This is a genomic window from Nostoc sp. PCC 7107, from assembly GCF_000316625.1.
GTDB lineage: Bacteria > Cyanobacteriota > Cyanobacteriia > Cyanobacteriales > Nostocaceae > Nostoc_B.
The window spans coordinates 6,062,446-6,079,758 of sequence record NC_019676.1 but is presented as its reverse complement, the minus strand read 5'-3'; the positions used below and the strand labels follow the sequence as shown (position 1 = coordinate 6,079,758).

17 protein-coding genes and 1 pseudogene are annotated in these 17,313 nt (G+C 39.4%); 10 read left to right on the top strand and 8 right to left on the bottom strand.

Annotated elements, in window-relative coordinates:
• Positions 1-55: 55 nt before the first annotated feature.
• A complete protein-coding gene (locus NOS7107_RS28225; RefSeq protein WP_253274487.1) occupies positions 56-337 on the bottom strand; it encodes a BREX system Lon protease-like protein BrxL in 282 nt (93 codons plus the stop codon).
• 210 nt (positions 338-547) lie between these two features.
• Between NOS7107_RS28225 and NOS7107_RS25980 the strand changes: the two are divergent.
• Positions 548-982 (top strand): annotated as a pseudogene (locus NOS7107_RS25980) (transposase); the annotation flags it as partial.
• A gap of 3 nt (positions 983-985) precedes the next feature.
• Here NOS7107_RS25980 and NOS7107_RS29575 read toward each other — a convergent pair.
• The 5 genes from NOS7107_RS29575 to NOS7107_RS25955 form a co-directional block, all read right to left on the bottom strand.
• Positions 986-1,645, bottom strand: coding sequence for a hypothetical protein (locus tag NOS7107_RS29575; RefSeq protein WP_015115915.1), 660 nt, complete (start codon positions 1,643-1,645; stop codon positions 986-988).
• 5 nt (positions 1,646-1,650) lie between these two features.
• Positions 1,651-5,283: a hypothetical protein gene (locus NOS7107_RS25970; protein WP_044500364.1), complete on the bottom strand. Its 3,633-nt coding sequence runs from the start codon at positions 5,281-5,283 to the stop codon at positions 1,651-1,653.
• Between the two features lie 138 nt (positions 5,284-5,421).
• Entirely contained in the window at positions 5,422-6,255 is an 834-nt protein-coding gene (locus NOS7107_RS25965; protein ID WP_044500363.1) for a hypothetical protein, read from the bottom strand.
• A 33-nt stretch (positions 6,256-6,288) separates the two neighbouring features.
• Positions 6,289-6,729, bottom strand: a complete 441-nt coding sequence (locus NOS7107_RS25960; RefSeq protein ID WP_015115914.1) for a hypothetical protein — start codon at positions 6,727-6,729, stop codon at positions 6,289-6,291.
• A complete protein-coding gene (locus tag NOS7107_RS25955; RefSeq protein ID WP_015115913.1) occupies positions 6,719-7,543 on the bottom strand; it encodes a DUF4007 family protein in 825 nt (274 codons plus the stop codon). The genes NOS7107_RS25960 and NOS7107_RS25955 overlap by 11 nt, the downstream gene beginning before the upstream one ends.
• Positions 7,544-7,726: 183 nt before the next feature.
• On the opposite strand from NOS7107_RS25955, the gene dndE reads away from it, so the two are divergent.
• From dndE to NOS7107_RS25915, 8 genes are all read left to right on the top strand, one after another.
• Complete coding sequence (gene dndE, locus NOS7107_RS25950) at positions 7,727-8,116, top strand: DNA sulfur modification protein DndE (RefSeq protein ID WP_015115912.1); 390 nt, start codon at positions 7,727-7,729, stop codon at positions 8,114-8,116.
• Between the two features lie 29 nt (positions 8,117-8,145).
• On the top strand, positions 8,146-9,606 hold the full coding sequence (locus tag NOS7107_RS25945) for a DNA phosphorothioation-associated putative methyltransferase (protein ID WP_015115911.1): 1,461 nt from the start codon (positions 8,146-8,148) through the stop codon (positions 9,604-9,606).
• A 248-nt stretch (positions 9,607-9,854) separates the two neighbouring features.
• On the top strand, positions 9,855-10,442 hold the full coding sequence (locus tag NOS7107_RS25940; RefSeq protein WP_015115910.1) for a cytochrome b: 588 nt from the start codon (positions 9,855-9,857) through the stop codon (positions 10,440-10,442).
• Between the two features lie 149 nt (positions 10,443-10,591).
• Entirely contained in the window at positions 10,592-12,103 is a 1,512-nt protein-coding gene (locus NOS7107_RS25935; RefSeq protein WP_015115909.1) for an AmpG family muropeptide MFS transporter, read from the top strand.
• Positions 12,088-12,492 carry a hypothetical protein gene (locus NOS7107_RS25930; protein ID WP_015115908.1) on the top strand — a complete coding sequence of 135 codons (405 nt, stop codon included), beginning with the start codon at positions 12,088-12,090 and terminating at the stop codon, positions 12,490-12,492. Before NOS7107_RS25935 ends, NOS7107_RS25930 begins: the two co-directional genes overlap by 16 nt.
• A gap of 90 nt (positions 12,493-12,582) precedes the next feature.
• On the top strand, positions 12,583-12,762 hold the full coding sequence (locus tag NOS7107_RS25925; protein WP_015115907.1) for a hypothetical protein: 180 nt from the start codon (positions 12,583-12,585) through the stop codon (positions 12,760-12,762).
• 1 nt (position 12,763) lies between these two features.
• Positions 12,764-13,312, top strand: coding sequence for an N-acetyltransferase (locus NOS7107_RS25920; protein WP_015115906.1), 549 nt, complete (start codon positions 12,764-12,766; stop codon positions 13,310-13,312).
• Between the two features lie 242 nt (positions 13,313-13,554).
• Positions 13,555-14,313 carry a HEAT repeat domain-containing protein gene (locus NOS7107_RS25915; protein ID WP_015115905.1) on the top strand — a complete coding sequence of 253 codons (759 nt, stop codon included), beginning with the start codon at positions 13,555-13,557 and terminating at the stop codon, positions 14,311-14,313.
• A gap of 63 nt (positions 14,314-14,376) precedes the next feature.
• On the opposite strand, the gene NOS7107_RS25910 is transcribed toward NOS7107_RS25915, so the two are convergent.
• Entirely contained in the window at positions 14,377-14,784 is a 408-nt protein-coding gene (locus NOS7107_RS25910; RefSeq protein WP_015115904.1) for a phosphomannose isomerase type II C-terminal cupin domain, read from the bottom strand.
• 96 nt (positions 14,785-14,880) lie between these two features.
• Here NOS7107_RS25910 and NOS7107_RS28855 point away from each other — a divergent pair, with 96 nt between their 5' ends.
• Positions 14,881-15,027: a hypothetical protein gene (locus tag NOS7107_RS28855; protein ID WP_157374155.1), complete on the top strand. Its 147-nt coding sequence runs from the start codon at positions 14,881-14,883 to the stop codon at positions 15,025-15,027.
• A 261-nt stretch (positions 15,028-15,288) separates the two neighbouring features.
• Here NOS7107_RS28855 and NOS7107_RS25905 read toward each other — a convergent pair whose 3' ends face one another.
• Positions 15,289-17,118 carry a tetratricopeptide repeat protein gene (locus NOS7107_RS25905; protein ID WP_015115903.1) on the bottom strand — a complete coding sequence of 610 codons (1,830 nt, stop codon included), beginning with the start codon at positions 17,116-17,118 and terminating at the stop codon, positions 15,289-15,291.
• Positions 17,119-17,313: the final 195 nt, after the last annotated feature.

Below are 17,313 nucleotides of genomic sequence, written 5' to 3'. Positions count from 1 at the left end.
CCCCTTGAAGCTTCAGATTCTCGACTGCTGCAACAAGTCGGGAATCTTCTGATTGTTACTTTGCCTCTACATAAATTTCTCTACCAATCTGCTTAAATTCATCATCTAGATAATATTGTGAATTTCGGATAGCTTGGCGTAATTTACAAGCAGGTTCTAGGCAATCACGCTCATAGTCCATTAACGTTAATTCTAAATGAGGATAGAGAATTTTAAGAAACCCTGATGCTGATTTCAAAATAGCATTCTGGTCACGAATAGTTACGTTTTTTTCAAAGTGAGTATGCTGCTGTACGTAAGAAATGAGGGACTTCCAGAGAATAAAATATACAAACAATAAAAATGATAATCATTCCGGTGGGGGAAGGAAGAGGTTGCCGTTGGGAACCTCTTCCTTCCCTTTTTGTAGTAAATTCAATGATGATTCAATTTTTGGATGTGCATAGGTGTCAATGGAATTAACGGATTCATTGAAAAACTTGCTGAAGGAAACTGCACAGCAATTAAAAGGAGCAGCCAAACGCAGATTCATTAGTCCCAAAGTTGGCGATTTCCCGAAATTAAAACTTTACTTATTAATCAAGACAATGGAGGTCAGAATAACTCTCGACGTACTCAGTTTATGAAACGTATAGTTGAATTCTCTCAAAAACATCAACTAAATATACGTTTAGCATATTATCCTCCATATCACAGCAAATATAACCCGATTGAAAGAACTTGGGCTATATTAGAAAATCATTGGAATGGCAGCATCCTAGATGAAGTCGAAACCGCATTAAACTTTGCTAAAACTATGACTTGGAATGGCAAACATCCAGTTGTTAAGTTAGTAACTCAAACTTATGCTACTGGGGTGCGTTTAACTAAAGAAGCCATGCAAGAAATTGAAAATAAAATTTCACGTTTGACTAATTTTGGTCAAGAGAATTTACCAAACTTAGGCAAGTGGTTTGTTGATATTTGCTACGGAGCAACGTAATTGTTAGAAGTTAAATAACGGTTTTTCGCGGCAATAGCCATTCTGCTCACTGCGCTCTTGTATTTTTGAGTACAGGCATTTATCTTGCATATATTTTGGTGGGAGAGAGCAGTTGCCGTCGGCAACTGCTCTCTCTCTTTCATAATGATTATCATTTTTATTAATTGTATATTTTATTCTCTGGAAGTCCCTAAACTGCTGCTGCCAGACTCGCTCAAAAGGTTGATATTCTAGTGGGACTATAATTGCTAACCAAGCGGCGAGATGGGAAATGGAAGGTTCAGCAAACCATATCTGCCTGTTACTGTCAGGGATGTTGTCTGCTAAAAAGTGGGCAATAGGGTTGTCTTGGGGATAAGCATCTAACTTGGTAGCAACAATCAGTAATCGCTCGTCACTCCAATCTTTTGGTAAGGGTACATTATCAAATAATTGTGTTAATTTACTGCGAGGATGTTGCTTAATTTCCGCGATTTCTTCACTTCTATTCCACACTCTTAACCAAGTTTTTGCCCATTCACATAATCGCTCACCTTTTACCCAGCAGCAAGCATTACTGACACCAAAAAACTCTATCCATTCCACCTCTGTGGTGATGGGGATATAACCAGAAGGAATATCATAGAGTGCGGTAGGGTCTAGTATGATATGTTTATCACTCATACCTGTCACTCCTCCGTTATTTCTAAGAGCATTTGTCCTATTCTGTCGTAGACATTTTGTTGCTCTAGACGAGGAAGTTGCTGGAATAGTAAGAAAATTTGATTGGCAATATCTTTGTCGCGTTCCTCAATACATTGACGTTCTATACTTTCTATTAATTGAATTGCTGGCGTGTCAATTAAGCTGAGATATTTTGATTTTTCATCTTGAATTTTATCTAATAAATTGTTTGCGGCTGCGAGTTTATCCGTATCATTAGACAATTGATTTATCTCGGTCAAACTACTTTCTAAATCTTCAATCCATTGCTGGGTATCAGCTTGCTGTTTTTGTTGTATTTGTGTACGGATTGAGTGTAAGCGATCGCTAAATTTTTCTATCAGTGCATTATTTCTATTTTCCCAATCCTGCAAGCTATCTAACTGAGTTTTGCAAGCTGCGAAGGTCTCTAATTTTCTTGAATCAGCTATTTGCAATAACTCAATTATTAGAGTCAATTCTTCTATGGTTCTTTCATACTCTGTCTCTATTTCTGACCCTGAATATTGAGATGACTTTTTTAGTAATTCTTTTTGAATTCTTTGGGAATCTTCTACGGTTGTAATATACTCTAAATTATGCTTGTATTCTTCTAATTCAGCAGTATATTCTTGGATTTTTTGCTGGAAATTGACTGCTAACTGAGAAATTTTGTTTTGAAAGCGTTCATTATTAACTATATTCAAATCACGACTAGAAATTATTTTCAAAGCCTCATTGCAACTGGCAATAGAATTACTTTGTTGATAGCGATTTTCTAAATTTTGGATTTTCTCTAGGTCATTTTTTAAACTTTGGATTTGTGGCTGTATTTCTTGATAGCCTGCGTAATCATCAGAATTGTGAAAGATATTATTCAGTTTGGCATATTCTGTATTGATAGCATCCAAATCAGAGAGATTATTTACTAACTGGAGTTGAGAACGAAGATTTACCAAACTAGAACGATACTCAGTAGTTCTATTTTGAATTGACTGCAAAATTTCATTAACTTCAGACTGAAATTTGTCGGGATAGTTGAAGCGAGACTGTAGATTTGCAATTTCTTGCAACGCCGCTTGGGCAAGATACATTGTTTGAATTTTTGTTGCAGAATTGCGAATACTCTGCATGATTTGTGTATCTTCGGCTTGCTTTTGTCCTGCTTCTTCTTGTTGCCTGATATCTGTTAATCTGATGTTGGCAGTACAGAGAGCATTTTGCAAACTCTCGACTAGATGAGAAGGCAAGTCTGCAATTTGGTTAATTTGGTCAATTATTTGTTGAACTTCTCTTTGATAATTATTGCAGGCTTGTTCGCTAGATAGGGACTCAACAAGCTGACTTTTTGCTGTTACAAGTTGGTTAATTTTGTTGCCAACAGTTTGTAAGGCTTGAGAAAAGCGATCGCGTTGTTGTTCTGTTGGTAAAATTGAGTTGTTTGGCGATCGCTTCAACAGTTGGGGGTAAAGTGGTAGTAATACTGGCAATTGTGCATCACTAGGTAAGTTTTCCAGACTTTCTACTGGCTGGAACCACTTGTTAATTTCAGCAACCCCAGCATTTACCAGCTTTTGATTCTTCTTTAACTCTTGTTTTTCTGACTCATCCGGTTCATTAGACTCTAAAAAGTCAGCAACCGCCTCTAGATACTCTTGCGCCTGATCATATTCCATAGGCAATGGTGGCAGAGTCGGCATTTGTATTTGTTGGCGACGAATTAGTTTAGCCTTTTGTTTAATAATCCATTCTTCAACAAATGCAGTAGGGTTTTGCAGAATATCAGTATTACCCCAATTCTGCACAGACTTGGTTTCTAATGGAACCAACTCTCCTTTTTTAGTAGTCAGCTTGATGCGTCCTCTTAAACTAACTTCTTTGCGGTGAATTGCCAGCCACCCTGCCAGTAACATCGTAAAGTTGTACTCGCTATAACCAAAAGGTGGGACAGAAAGTACATTCCAAATTTCTTCTAAGTCAACACTTTTTTGTAGTGATCCTTGTAAGTCAGTTATTTCAGAAATTTTATCCCAAGCAACACCGATTTTTTCATTATTTGGTTCTTGAACGATATATTTATCAGATGTTTTCTTAAATAAACCCCACAATTTAACAAAAATCTGGTCAATAACAGTCCTATAAGACTGATCTTCAAGTGTTTGTTGACCAATATTATTGTCTATAAACATTTGCTTTGCAGTCCATCTGACAATTTTTTTGCCTGTTTGATGGTCTGAACGCATTTTATCAATTTCATCAATAGGCGGAACAAAGGGGTATAAATCTTGTAAAAGTACGCTAATGACGCGTTGTTCTTTACGTTGTTCTGTAGATGGAAGTTTATCAATTCCCTCACAATAATAAGTGCAATTATCTAATAATCTGGTTAACCGAATTCTTGCCTCTTTTTGCCAACGCTGAAGTTGTTCTTGATAAGCTTTACCCAAAAATCTTTTATCAGCAGCATCAGTTTTTTCTAGAGCTTTTATTTGTAAAATAATTCGTGCTAAATTACCTGTCTCCTCTGTAGGAATTGCAACAGCAATAAGATTTTTAAAGGCTGATTTAGACAAATAACTAGCTACATTACTACGAAACTCTTGCAACTCTTCTTGAGTTTCTGCTAAGATATAAGCCAAAATTCCCTTTTCTTTGGTATCTCTGAGAATCCGATTGTTCTCTAGTACGTTAATAAATTTATCAACACTATATATCTTTCGCTCAAACCGCCAGTCTTCGCTGACTAATTTGTAAGTTTTCACAAAATATGTAGCAGCAACTGTATTAATATATGGATATTCCCTCAGAATATTAATTTCACCGCAATAAGTCACAACATCATTAATAGATGTTGTCAGCGATTTAACTTTCTCTTCAATTTCTTCTTGAATACCTGTAGGGTTAATCCCTTCCCAAAAACGGTAAAGTTTAATTTCTGGACGGTAGTAAATTAAATCTCTTTCCTTTTGAAGTTTATCTAGTGCCGCCTGGAGTTTAGACTTAGATAAACCTGTCAAAGTTACTAGAATCTCTTGATGTTCCTCTCTATCTGGCTTGGTAAGTTTTTCTCCACTAGCTTCATATAAAAATAAAGCCTTCAGAACAATTAATTCATCTATATCATCAGCACCAACTACTAAATCTACAGCTTTTTTATATTGAGTATAAATAGGATAGTTTGAAAAGTTCTCTAGAAAAGTATCTACTAAAGAAATGGGATAGATATAATTGAGTTTTCCAGCATTATCTACAAGTTGAGTCGCAATAAAGTTTTTGACATAGCCTTTAATAAACTGAATAGCTGTTCGGTCTTGAGTAAAATCAAGGTTGCATAATAGATATGCCGTAAGCGGGTGGAGGGGAAAACAGCCTTCAGACAAGTGCGTGTAAAATTCTTGAAAAGACCAGCCTTTTTCTCGATAAATTTTAATTCTTCGCTCAAAGGCTGTCTCAGCTTCTCTCCTCAGAGTGTCATACCATTGAGAACGAAATGTTTGCCAGTTAGGGGCATTTTTTGGCAGTAAGTTTTTTACCACGAGTTCTAAGCTAGAAGTGGGATTATCATAGGTAGTGCCATCTTTTCGAGCAAGGCGAGTGGCAATTTTAAGATATTCTGGCATGGCATTAGCAGAAATTCCTAACCCTCTACCTGGATGAATTTGCGTGAAACTGAGCAGAGCAATTTTACCTTTGTAATTCTCACAAATGTTAATAATATTTTGCAGTGCTGTACCACCAGCACCAATATCATCGGCTGCTCAAGATTTTAAATAATAGTTTAACTCGTCAAATAAAATTAAAATTCCTTGGAACTGGGCATTTTGACCAGTGCAATATTTTTTGATTAATTCTTCTAGAATTGCTTGGATATTTATATCGGCAGTAAAATCAGCAGTCAATTTTGTGAGATGATAGGCTAGTTTTTTGACTGTGGCTATCACACCAGCATTATTATCTCTGAGTAAGCTGATGAGAGAATTTAAATTACCATCAGGATTACCAATACTTTGTAAATACTTCTCTGCCTTTTGCCTTTCTCCTGAATCTAAACTTTCCAAGTATTCTAGCGGTTCTCTACATATATGCTGGGCTAAAGAATCTTGAATATCTGCTGCGGCTAAACTTTTAACGAGTTGTTGTAAAAATTGCTTCCTAATTTCGCCACCTATATCACCACTAAGACAAATAACTAAATGTTGGTGACGTTGATTTTGTTTAAATAGCTTCAATCCTTCCGCAACAGCCTGACTTTTACCAGATGTTGCCTTTTCTACTTGCGACAGAATACCTTGTACTTCTGGACTTTGGAAGGGTTTTTGGAAAAAGTTGGCTATAGCGATCGCAAAATGTGATTTACCTTTACCATATTGTTGAATCATCAAATGGATATTGGGCTGATTAGCACTATGATAACTACGTTGCACTGCATCTAAAATCCCCACTGTAGATAACTCAGGTTTTGTTTGGTCGTAGTTAAAAATAAAACTCTCGCATAAAGACAAATTCATTTCTGAATTGTCCATCATACCAAAGTTCACAGAACTGGCAATATTACCCTTTTCGTTGATTTCAACAATTTGGTTGAGGAGCATAGTAAATTCAAAATGGTAAATGCAAAAAGATAATTATCCTGAAGGAATACGCTTAATTCGTTCTGCTGGCCAATTTTTAGGTTCTAATTGCTGGGGTAGCAGTATCCACAAAAGTTTTTCTAACTTGCGCGTCTCTTCTAGTTGTTTCCAGAAAAGCGTAATGCGACTGCCAGGTGTAACTTGTAGATAAGTAATTAAACAATCAAACCCTTCCAACAAAATAATCTGCTTGTCCACCCCACAGCACATTGACTTGATGGCATTTAGTTCAGTGTCTAAATTGTGATGAAGAGTCAGAAAACTTTTTCCCGGATGAATCCTTTGTAGCAAATTTTTTCGGTAATTCACATGATGAGCGTTATTGTAATGAACGATACGCAAAATTTCGGTTTCATCTGGTAAGTCCCACAACAACAAATGAATTTTGTCATCGGGTCTAGCATCTCGCAGTCTTACAGAAATTTCATCTGTCATAGGCTTTCTCAAGCAATGTCAAAGGATTATCCCAACGCGGAATTACTTGAAAGGGCGGTACAGCCCGTCGCTGTTCAATGATGCCGTAAGCTTCTAGGGCATTTAGCTGTTCTTGCAATGCCTCAGATGTTATCCCCAACACAGCAGCCAGTCCCATTTTTTTGTTCAAAATCGACTCAGTAAGAACAGAACCTTCGCCTTGAAAGTCACGTTCCCATAATTTTGCTAAGAAGTATCCTAATAGATAAGAGTTAGGTAAATTAGGATATCCACTAACATATTGCTCTTTTTCTTGAGTCAAAAACTTGCATGATGCTAAAGCAGTAAACTCAGTATATGCGCGTAATATGTAATTAATTCTGTTAGCAATTACTTTGCTTTCTTCTTCAAATATTGATGTACTGTGATATAGCAATTCTTCTTTCGTAAATTTATGATAACGCGGCAAAAATGTATATACAAAGTAAGACCATCCGCCCCAATCGGCAGGATTTTCTGGTGTTGTTTTTAAACCGCGATCGCCAAAACTTAAATAAAAGTGCATCAACCAATCTGTAATAGTTGACTCCAGTACTGGATCTAACTTTAAGACAATTTCACCTTCTGGACTAGGGTGATTATTTTTAATTAACCCTGCGCGTACAGCCCAACTTTTGACTCTTCCTACTTTGCCATTACCTAAACTTGTTTTCTCCATCAAATTAGGCAAGCTATCATTTAAACCTTGGTCTTGGTTTGCAGCATAAATAAGCCTACTGATTTCGTCTTTTTTAAGAGCAAAAGAGCCATTAAAATGTAGTTGTAATTTAGCCATAGTATTATTTAACAATAAAAATATGTTTTATTTTATTAGCGTTTTTTAATGTCTAGTATTAGGTATGTTCACAAATTTCACTTGATAGACATAAAAACGAATTATAGCAAATTTATTAACATGGTGTTCAGTATGGTTAATTATGTGAAAGCATAATGTAGAGTATTTCTTTAACTTGGAATCATGGAATCCCCAATCGAAAGAATTAAACTTTCTCAAACAGCCAAAGACCAACTATTAAAACTCCGTCGTAACACCAAAATTGATCAATGGAATATTCTGTGTCGCTGGGCGTTTTGTCGTTCCCTCGCTGAACCAACTCCACCCTCACCCGTACCCATTCCTCAAGATAGCAATGTGGAAATGACTTGGCGCGTCTTTGGTGGCGAAATGTCGGATATTCTCCTTCTCGCCCTTAAGCAACGCTGTCACAATGATGGTTACGCCACAGATAAAGAAACCTTAGTAACTCAATTTCGCCTACATTTGCATCGTGGTATTGGTTACTTAGCAGGCGATCCAAATATCAAGAAAATTGAAGATTTGATTGCGATCGCACTAAAGAAGATATAAGGATTAATGTAGTTCTTCTTGATATTTTTATGCCGGAGAGCTACTTAGAAATCGATCGCCATCGCGCTGCGATCGCACGCACAGAAATCTCTCGTCCTGTAAGATTAGCCATAGAATGGTCAATCATCAATCAGGACACAAGTTTTTTTGACTATGGTTGTGGTTACGGTGGCGATGTCCAGCGTGTCGGAAACCTCGGCTATACCAGCGCAGGTTGGGATCCATACTACTACCCCAATCAACAGATTAATTCGGCTGATGTGGTTAACTTGGGTTATGTTGTCAACGTCATCGAAGATTTAGAAGAACGCAACCAAAGTTTAATTAAAGCCTGGGAACTCACTCGCAAAGTTTTAATTGTGGCGGCTCAAGTCTTAATTAACGCGCCCAGTAAAGCGCAACTCGCTTACAATGACGGCATTGTCACTAGCCGTAATACCTTTCAAAAATATTATGAGCAAGCAGAACTTAAAAAATATATTGATGAAATTCTTAATGTTGATGCAGTCCCGGTAGCTCTGGGGGTTTACTTTGTCTTCCGCGACGAAGCTGAAAAAGAAAGTTTCAAAGCCATCCGTTTCTTTTCTCGCACCTATACACCGCGAGTCCGCATCCCTAGCAAGCGGTTTGAAGATTATCAGGAAACACTGCAACCACTCATGGAATTTTTCACCAAACGCGGTAGATTGCCTGTCAAGGGTGAATTAGGAAACGAACAAGAACTATTAAGTGAATTTGGTAACTTCCGCCGCGCCTTTACTGTTGTCCTCCAAGCCACCGATGAAGCAGAATGGGATGCGATCGCCTATCGTCGTTCTTTAGATATCCAAGTTTACCTCGCCCTGACCCACTTTGATCAACGTCCCAAATTCTCCAAACTAGCGCCAGAAATGCGCCACGACATCAAAGCCTTCTTCGGTAATTATGAGGAAGCTTGCGAAGTCGCCGACCAAAAACTATTTAGTTTGGGTAGACCAAAAGTAGTTCAAACAGCTTGTGAAAAAAGCAAAATCGGCAAACAAACACGTGGCGCACTTTACGTTCATGTTTCCGCCCTCGCCGCCCTCGATCCCTTACTCCGCATTTATGAAGGTTGCGCCAGTCGCACCATTGGGCGAGTCGATGGGGCGACACTGATCAAATATTGTCTTGATAAACCGCAAATATCTTATTTATTTTATCCAGACTTCGACACAGACCCCCATCCAGCACTCAAAGCCAGCATCTCAATTGATTTAAAAACTTTGTATGTCACCCACCGCGACTATGCAAATCGGGCAAATCCCCCTGTTCTGCACCGTAAAGAAACCTTTGTTATGCCTAACTATCCCCAATACGAAGAATTTGCTAAACTCACCCAACAAGAACAGGAATTAGGCTTACTCCAGCAAAAAAGTGACATTGGTACCCGTGAAGGTTGGTTAAAATGTCTAGCTGATCATGGAGTAGAAATTAGAGGACATCAAATTTATTCACTTCAGGAAGATTAAGAAATCGCACGAACTCGTTCAATCTGGGTAATTACATTTCTAGCAGTGTCAGGATTTAATCGTTGAGGTTCCTAAAATATCAACAATTGCTATCAAACGTTATGGCTGCTCAGGGTGCATATACCTTGTATCATGTTGAAGAAATTTCTCTGAGTATATGATAGATATCATTGGGTTTGCCAACCTATCACTAGTTCAGGTATTGATGGGGATAAGGGTAAAACTATGACAACATCAGGTGTATTGAGATGAATTTAACATCAGCAGTTAAGAAAGCTAGGAATAATTCTGCGTTTAAGCAACTCATGTCTGTACATTGGATCATGTCTGCCTGTTATTTAGTTTTATTTACTACTGGTTCAGGTATGGCGCGTCTATCCCGTGGAACTTTCCTAAGATCAGAATTATATGATTTTCATAAATCAATCGGAGCTTTGGTAGTAGCTTTGCTGACTTGGCGGATTTTAGTTTTGTTGCGGGTATGGTGGCGAAAATACACGAAAAATCTGCCAAGGTTTACTCCTGAATGGACACGTAAATTCACACTGCATACTTTGCTTTATTTATTGATGTTTGCAGTTCCTGTCAGTGGCTTCTTTTTTTCTAATTCTTATCAAAGTAACAATGTACATTTTTTTTGGTTGACGCTACCCGATTTTTTCCCGAAAAACTCTAGTTTAGTAGACTTAGGTAGAAGCATTCATTTTTGGATAGCCTATACATTTTTGTCTTTTATCATTCTGCATTTGCTACAACAATGGAAAGTTGTAAAAGCAAATTGGCGGAGGTTTAAAGACTTCTTTATCACGAAAAAATTTCAGAAAAGTGCTGATTAGAGAGTAAATATCAAGTGCTTTTAAGCGAAATGTATAAGAATTTTTACTGAATTTTGATTCTTGACTATTTTAGTCAAATTATGAAACGACACAGTAACTATGGCAAGATAACTGCAATTCGCTTAGGTGAGTAGAGGAATATTGAAACGATGAGAGAAATCCAAGCATTGCGACAAGCCGTCCAAAGTCGCAAGATGGGGGCTTTGTTATTGCTGGGTTTTGCATCGGGATTGCCTTTGTTCTTGACTAGTAGAACATTGCAAGTGTGGATGCAAGATGCCAAGGTTGATATCGGCAAAATTACTTTATTTGGTTTGTTGGCGTTACCTTATTCCTTAAAATTTTTGTGGTCGCCTTTGTTAGATAGGTTTGTACCGCCGTTTTTGGGTGCTAGACGAGGTTGGTTAATTGTGACTCAAATTGGGTTAACAATTGCGATCGCTACTCTCGCACTTCAACAGCCTTCCCAAAGTGACCAAGTATTGCAAATTTTGGCAATCAACTGTCTAATTATCACCTTTTTAAGCGCCACCCAAGACATCGCCGGTGATGCCTACCGTACTGATATCCTCAATCCCCTGGAAGCAGAAGCAGGTGCATCTGTTTGGGTACTGGGTTATCGTGTTGCTTTGTTTGTCACCAGTTCTCTAGCTTTGGTATTAGCCGATCACCTCCCTTGGAATGGTGTTTACTTACTCATGGCCGCTTTAATGGCGGGGAGTATACTTGTCACCTTATCTGCACCCAGAGAACCACAGGTCATTAATAACCGAGAAACTGCGCCGATATCTGCCAAAGATGTGATCTTCGTGCTATTCATTACGGCCTTAGTAGCTGGTTTACTCGGAAGCGTTTTTACTGGCTTGATTGCTCTCCCCATATTTTATTGGCTACTGGCAAGCTTGATCGTCGCTTGGATAATTTCATCCTTATTATTGCCTGATGAGCTACTTGCTGAGGCTCCAGAAAACCAAGCCCCACAAAACTTACAAGAGGCGATTTTTCTACCGTTTAAAGAATTTTTTCATCGTTTTGGCTTCGCTCAAGCTAGTGTAATTCTGATTTTTATCATTCTTTATAAACTGGGTGATTCTTTAGTAGGTATCACCGCTAATTTATTTTTGCGAGAAATTAACTTTACCAAAACCGAAATTGGGGGAATTCAAGCTGGGATAGGTTTTCTTGCCACGACTGTTGGTGTATTAGCTGGTGGCGTAATCTTAACCAAAATTCACCTAAATCGCGGTTTATGGATATTTGGCATACTGCAATTATTGAGCAACTTGGGTTATTATGCCTTAGCCGTTGCTGGCAAAAATTTCTCGTTATTAATCTTGGCAGTAAATATCGAAAACTTTAGCGCCGGATTAGTCACAGTTGCTACAGTGGCATTTTTAATGAGCCTCTGCAATCACCGTTTTACAACCACTCAATTTGCATTATTTTCTAGCTTAATGGCGATTAGTAGAGATGTTCTTTCAGCACCCGCAGGCGATTGGGCCAAAGCCACCGGCTGGCCTGTATTTTTCTTGTTAACCTTAGTAGCAGCCTTACCAGGATTGTTACTTTTACCGTTTGTTGCGCCCTGGAATCAAAAGCCAGTGGTAATATCTAGACCAGGACTTGAGGAAGAAGATGAGGATGTATGGGAAGCCAAGTAATTGTTGTTATTGGTACATTTATTCTTTTACTTACAGGTTTGTTACTTGGCTATGTCCTGTCACAGTTAGTGCTTGGATTCTTGACTTTTAATCTCTTTACTTTTTTTGGCACACTCAGCCTGATTTTAATTTTTGGGACACTTTATTACGTTCTATTTTGGCAGTTGCGCCGGGAACAGTCCCAAGTTGTGCCGGAAAATATGTCTATGACAGAGATTAACGATCGCATCACCGATACTCAACTCAAAAACAAGCTGATTGCTAAATTAGATGGCGACACTGTTACAGCGGAACGCTTAATTGAGCAGGCCAAGCAAAATTATCCAGGGATGCCAGAAAGTTGGTACTGTGAACGAGTCATTGATGATTTGGAACGCGATCGGCGTTAAGGTTAAAAATAGAGGTTAGAGGCAGGGGAAAATTCTTCAACTCAGCACTCAGCACTCAGCACTCAGCACTCACAACTCAGCACTAAACTTATGGCTATATTTCGTCAATACATCGCCCCGTTACTAGTAGTTTTAGTATTTATTGTTGCTCTAGTAGCAACCAGCGCCCGCATCTTCTTACCTTCCGATATGGCCGCACCCGCACCCATTGAAGGCACTGGTGTGATTATGCCGGCTACTACTATTGATTTGTTCAGCCTCAGCAAATAAAGTGTCTGAGCAACTTCTACCAGGGTATTTGATTCGTCGTGGCTCTACATTAGAGCGATCGCTCCTAGTCAAGTTCATGCAAAGCACTTACCAGGAGCGTTTCCCCCAGCAAGATTTTGCCCACCTCGCCCGCACAGTTGAGCAATATTTATCCAAAGATACGCCTTTATGGTGGGTAGATGTGGAATTAAGGGTGCAGGGGGGTAAGGGTGCAGGGGAAAATGGGGAAATAAATCAACTCAATTCTTCTGCGTCTCCCGTTGCTTGTCTTTGGGTGGGGAATGCAGTAGATCAAGTTAATGGTGATCGCCATGCTCATATTTTTCTGCTTTACGTCGTTCCAGAATATCGACGGCGAGGAATTGGTAAAGCTTTGATGCAGTATGTAGAAAATTGGGCAATGAAAAGAGGCGATAAACAAATTGGCTTACAAGTCTTTCAATCCAACCAACCCGCCTTAAATCTCTACCACCAACTCGGTTATCAAACTCAATCTCTGTGGATGTTGAAAGAACTTTCAGGTTATTTCGTCGGTGACAGCTATGGCTAGAAGCATGGCGATCGCAGTCTCGTAACAATTTGTTTGCAGTGCTAAAAATTCTGAAACACTTGGGACAGTTAGCAATTAGTCATTAGTTCTACTCACCATTCCCAACTCCCCACTCCCTATTTCCCAAACAAATCTAATCATGTCGAACATAAAGTGTACAATAATTTAGCAAATACCTATCAGGCTTAGAATTATTGGCACGGGGGGTTATCTGAAAATCCCGCTGGGCATTTAAATGAAGTATGTATGATGACGATGACCTCAGCCTACTCGATCCTGACGTAGAGCTAGAAAGCCCTCTCGATAAAATGGAGCCACTAACTGCTGAGTCAGAAGTGGCAAAACCAGATCCAGAAGTGATGTTAGCCCTTCTGGAAAATCCGCAACCGCAGCAGAGAATGTTGGCGGCGCGTGCTTTTTGTGATATTGAAGATGAAAGAGCTACCCCCCTATTGATTCGCTTGTTAACGGATTCATGCCCCCTAGTGCGAGTGAGTGCAGCATATAGTATTGGCCGCAATCCTAGTACAGAAGCGGTAGAACCGTTAATTTCCCAATTCCACCACGACTGGAACGGCTATGTCCGTAAAGGCGTAGTTTGGGCGTTGGGTAATTGCCGCGATCGCCGTTGTTTAGCACCCCTAGCAGATGCTTTAAGAACAGATATTTCCGCTGTACGCTTGTGGTCGGCTAGTGCTTTAGCACAAATGGCCGAGGTGGGTTACGAAGCCGTTGTTGGGGCAATTCCCCCTTTAATTGAAGCTTTAGTCCAAGACCCAATTTCCGCAGTTCGGAGTAATAGCGCCTGGTCAATTGGACAGTTATGCAAAGAATTGCCCTCTAATATTGTTTATGCCACAGCCATTGATGCTTTAATTCAAGCCTTTGCTGAAGACAAAGATTTAGGCGTGCGAGAAGATGCCAAAGCCTCACTACTCGGCGTAGGCGACCCTCGTGGCTTACAGCTAATTGAAACTTTGGAACAAGAAGGATGGTTTTAATAAAGTCAAAAGTCAAAAGTTAAAAGTAATTTTTGACTATTAACTCTTGACCATTGATACACTTCACTTATTTTCAGATGTTGGCTTGATTAAGTTGAGGTCATAAGGACGTTCTATGTCATCCTCACCCAAATATTCCCCGTTTTGAATTTCTAAAATTACTAAGGGAATTAAGCCAGGATTTTCTACTTTATGTAATGTTGCGGCTGGAACGTAAGTAGATTCATTGCGGTTCAGCAACACTTCCGCTTCTCCACAAGTTACCTTAGCAACACCAGATACTACAACCCAATGTTCATTGCGATGGTAATGGATTTGTGGTTTAATGCCATGCCTGGGCTTAATTTCCACGCGACTAATTCTATAGTTATCACCTTCTTCTATTACCTCCACGTTACCCCAGTATCTCGCACCGGAATGTGAAGATAACTCATGGCTTGTGGATTGCTCGTTGTGATCATTTTCAGTCATAAACAAACTGCTCAACGACGACTATTACTATTGTTTAGTAATTTAACGCACATGAGTTGACAATTTGCCACAATAACTGATGTTAACTGTGCGGTTGTGACTTTTTGCAGTTCCTTTCAACCCAGCGAGGAAATTGATAGTCTATGTGTGACTTTTGGTAATGATGAGGAATCGCAAGAGAAAGTTAAAGCGATCGCTACACCTTTCACATTAAGAATTACACTACACGAGTATTTTGTATGAAAGATAGCTCATTTTTTCCAAGTCTCTAGCTGGGTATTTGATGTTTTGATATTGCTATGATTCGTCAAATTACTTGAAAAAATAAATGGCGGATGCTTGATTTATATCTGCTCTCCGCCTTTCCCAAAAAACAACAAAACTATACGCTAATCAATCATAATAGCTGAGAAATCTATGTCAAACCAGTAATTTACAAAATAAACATAGACTTTATGCAAAAATTGCCTCAATCTAGCTAATTAAGGAGAAAATTTCCTCGCTTTAGACGTTAGATTTTAGTTGGGCGATCGCTGTTAACATTTGTTGATAATACTCAATGTTTCCTTCTTGATAATAGATGTTGGCAGATTGTTGAAAATCAGCGATCGCACCTTGAAAATCTTCTAGTTGGCGGTAGACATCAGCGCGTAACATATAAGCTGAAGCCCAATGAGGTTGACGTTGCAAGGCTTGGTTTAAGTCAGCTAATGCGCCTTGTAAGTCGCCCAATAGCAAACGGCTACGTCCGCGATGATACCAGTCTTCGGCAAAACTGGGGTCAAGGACAATGGCTTGATTATAATCGGCGATCGCCTTTTGATAATCTTGCAGAGCATAGTAAGCACTGGCGCGATCGCTGTAAAATGCTGCTGAGTTAGGGTTAATTTGCAAAGCTGTGGTGTAATCGGCAATTGCACCATGATAGTCTTGCAAAGCATAGTGCAGGGAACCCCGATTGTAATAAGCCTCTACTAAACTGGGGTTGATTTTGATGGCTTGATTGTAATCAGCTAAAGCTCTTTGTTCAGCACCTAAAAGGCGGAGGGCATTACCCCGGTTACAGTAAGCTGGAGAAAAATCAGGATCGATTTTGATTGCTTGGGCGTATTCTTCTACTGCTGCGAGATAATCTTGCAGAGCTTCGCGGGCTAAACCACGACCATAGTATGCTGTAGCTAAATTAGGGTGGAGTTGCAAGGCACGATTGTAATCTAAAATTGCTCCTTGATAATCGCCTAAACAACGACGAGCCGTAGCGCGATCGCAGTATCCTTCTGCATATTCGGGGTGAATTTGCAATATGTGATTGCTATCGGCGATTGTGCCTTGATAGTCACCCAACTGACAACGGGCATGAGCCAAAAAACCGTAGACTAAAGCTAAAGTCGGATTTTTTGCTAGTGCTTGTTCATAATCGGTAATCGCACCTGGAAAATCGCCTAAAGTTGCCCGGACTAATCCCCGTTCGTAGTATGCTTGCACATCATCAGGATTTAATTGCAGAGCTTGGTTAAAGTCCGCGATCGCCGCTGGATAATCTTTGAGGTAAGAACGAACAAGTCCGCGATTGTAGTACGCCTGGGCAAAATGTGGGTTAATTTGTAAGGCGCGATTATAATCAGCAATTGCACCTGGATAGTCGCCTAAAGCATAGCAAGTATTACCTCGATAATGATAAGCCTCCACTAAATGAGGATCTAGCTGTAATGCTCGTTCATGATCGGCGATCGCTTGCTCATATTCTTCTAAAATATGGAAAATATTCCCTCGACTGCTGTAAACGGCAGCATATTGGGGATACCACTGTAATGCTTGCTGAAAATCTGCTAATGCGCCTTGATAATCGCCATTTTCACTGCGAGCTACACCCCGATAATGAAAAGCTCGCGCTATGTCAAAATCTATATGTGTCACTAATTCAGGATTAATCTCGATCGCTTGGTGATAATCAGCGATCGCTCGATCATACTCTCCTAACGCACAGTAAACATTTCCGCGACCGTGATGGGATTCTGCTAATTTGGGATTGATGGCTAATGCCCATTCATAATTAGCGATCGCTTCTTCATAATCTGCTAGAGAGTAAAGCGTGTTGCCTCGGTTATGATAAGCTTCAGCAAAATTAGGTTTAAGTTGAATTGCCTTGTGGAAATCGGCGATCGCTGCACGATAATCTCGGAGTGAGCTATAAAAAATATTGCCGCGATTATAATAGGCTTCAGCAAAGTTAGGTTTTAGCTGAATAGCCTCCGTATAATCTGCGATCGCTCCTTGAAAGTCTCCTTGCAAATTTTTGTTAAACCCTTGGTTAAAAAAGTCGTCAGCATTCATCTAAGTTTAATGGGCTGTGAAACTCCCGTCCCCTAATTTTAGGATGGGGCGCTGTTTTGTATCAATTGACTTCAGCGGATTTTCACAATTGTCGTTGTAAATATAAACTAGGAGCGACTACAATACAGCAGAAATACGCGTAAAATCCTACTCATAACCACAATCAGTATAAATCTCTTAATATTGGTCTTTTTA

Coding starts and splice junctions, on each gene's coding strand:
- NOS7107_RS29575 (WP_015115915.1), bottom strand. CDS start 1,645: ATGAGTGATAAACATATCATACTAGACCCTACCGCACTCTATGATATT.
- NOS7107_RS25970 (WP_044500364.1), bottom strand. CDS start 5,283: ATGCCAGAATATCTTAAAATTGCCACTCGCCTTGCTCGAAAAGATGGC.
- NOS7107_RS25965 (WP_044500363.1), bottom strand. CDS start 6,255: ATGCTCCTCAACCAAATTGTTGAAATCAACGAAAAGGGTAATATTGCC.
- NOS7107_RS25960 (WP_015115914.1), bottom strand. CDS start 6,729: ATGACAGATGAAATTTCTGTAAGACTGCGAGATGCTAGACCCGATGAC.
- NOS7107_RS25955 (WP_015115913.1), bottom strand. CDS start 7,543: ATGGCTAAATTACAACTACATTTTAATGGCTCTTTTGCTCTTAAAAAA.
- dndE (WP_015115912.1), top strand. CDS start 7,727: ATGGAATCCCCAATCGAAAGAATTAAACTTTCTCAAACAGCCAAAGAC.
- NOS7107_RS25945 (WP_015115911.1), top strand. CDS start 8,146: ATGCCGGAGAGCTACTTAGAAATCGATCGCCATCGCGCTGCGATCGCA.
- NOS7107_RS25940 (WP_015115910.1), top strand. CDS start 9,855: ATGAATTTAACATCAGCAGTTAAGAAAGCTAGGAATAATTCTGCGTTT.
- NOS7107_RS25935 (WP_015115909.1), top strand. CDS start 10,592: ATGAGAGAAATCCAAGCATTGCGACAAGCCGTCCAAAGTCGCAAGATG.
- NOS7107_RS25930 (WP_015115908.1), top strand. CDS start 12,088: ATGGGAAGCCAAGTAATTGTTGTTATTGGTACATTTATTCTTTTACTT.
- NOS7107_RS25925 (WP_015115907.1), top strand. CDS start 12,583: ATGGCTATATTTCGTCAATACATCGCCCCGTTACTAGTAGTTTTAGTA.
- NOS7107_RS25915 (WP_015115905.1), top strand. CDS start 13,555: ATGTATGATGACGATGACCTCAGCCTACTCGATCCTGACGTAGAGCTA.
- NOS7107_RS25910 (WP_015115904.1), bottom strand. CDS start 14,784: ATGACTGAAAATGATCACAACGAGCAATCCACAAGCCATGAGTTATCT.
- NOS7107_RS25905 (WP_015115903.1), bottom strand. CDS start 17,118: ATGAATGCTGACGACTTTTTTAACCAAGGGTTTAACAAAAATTTGCAA.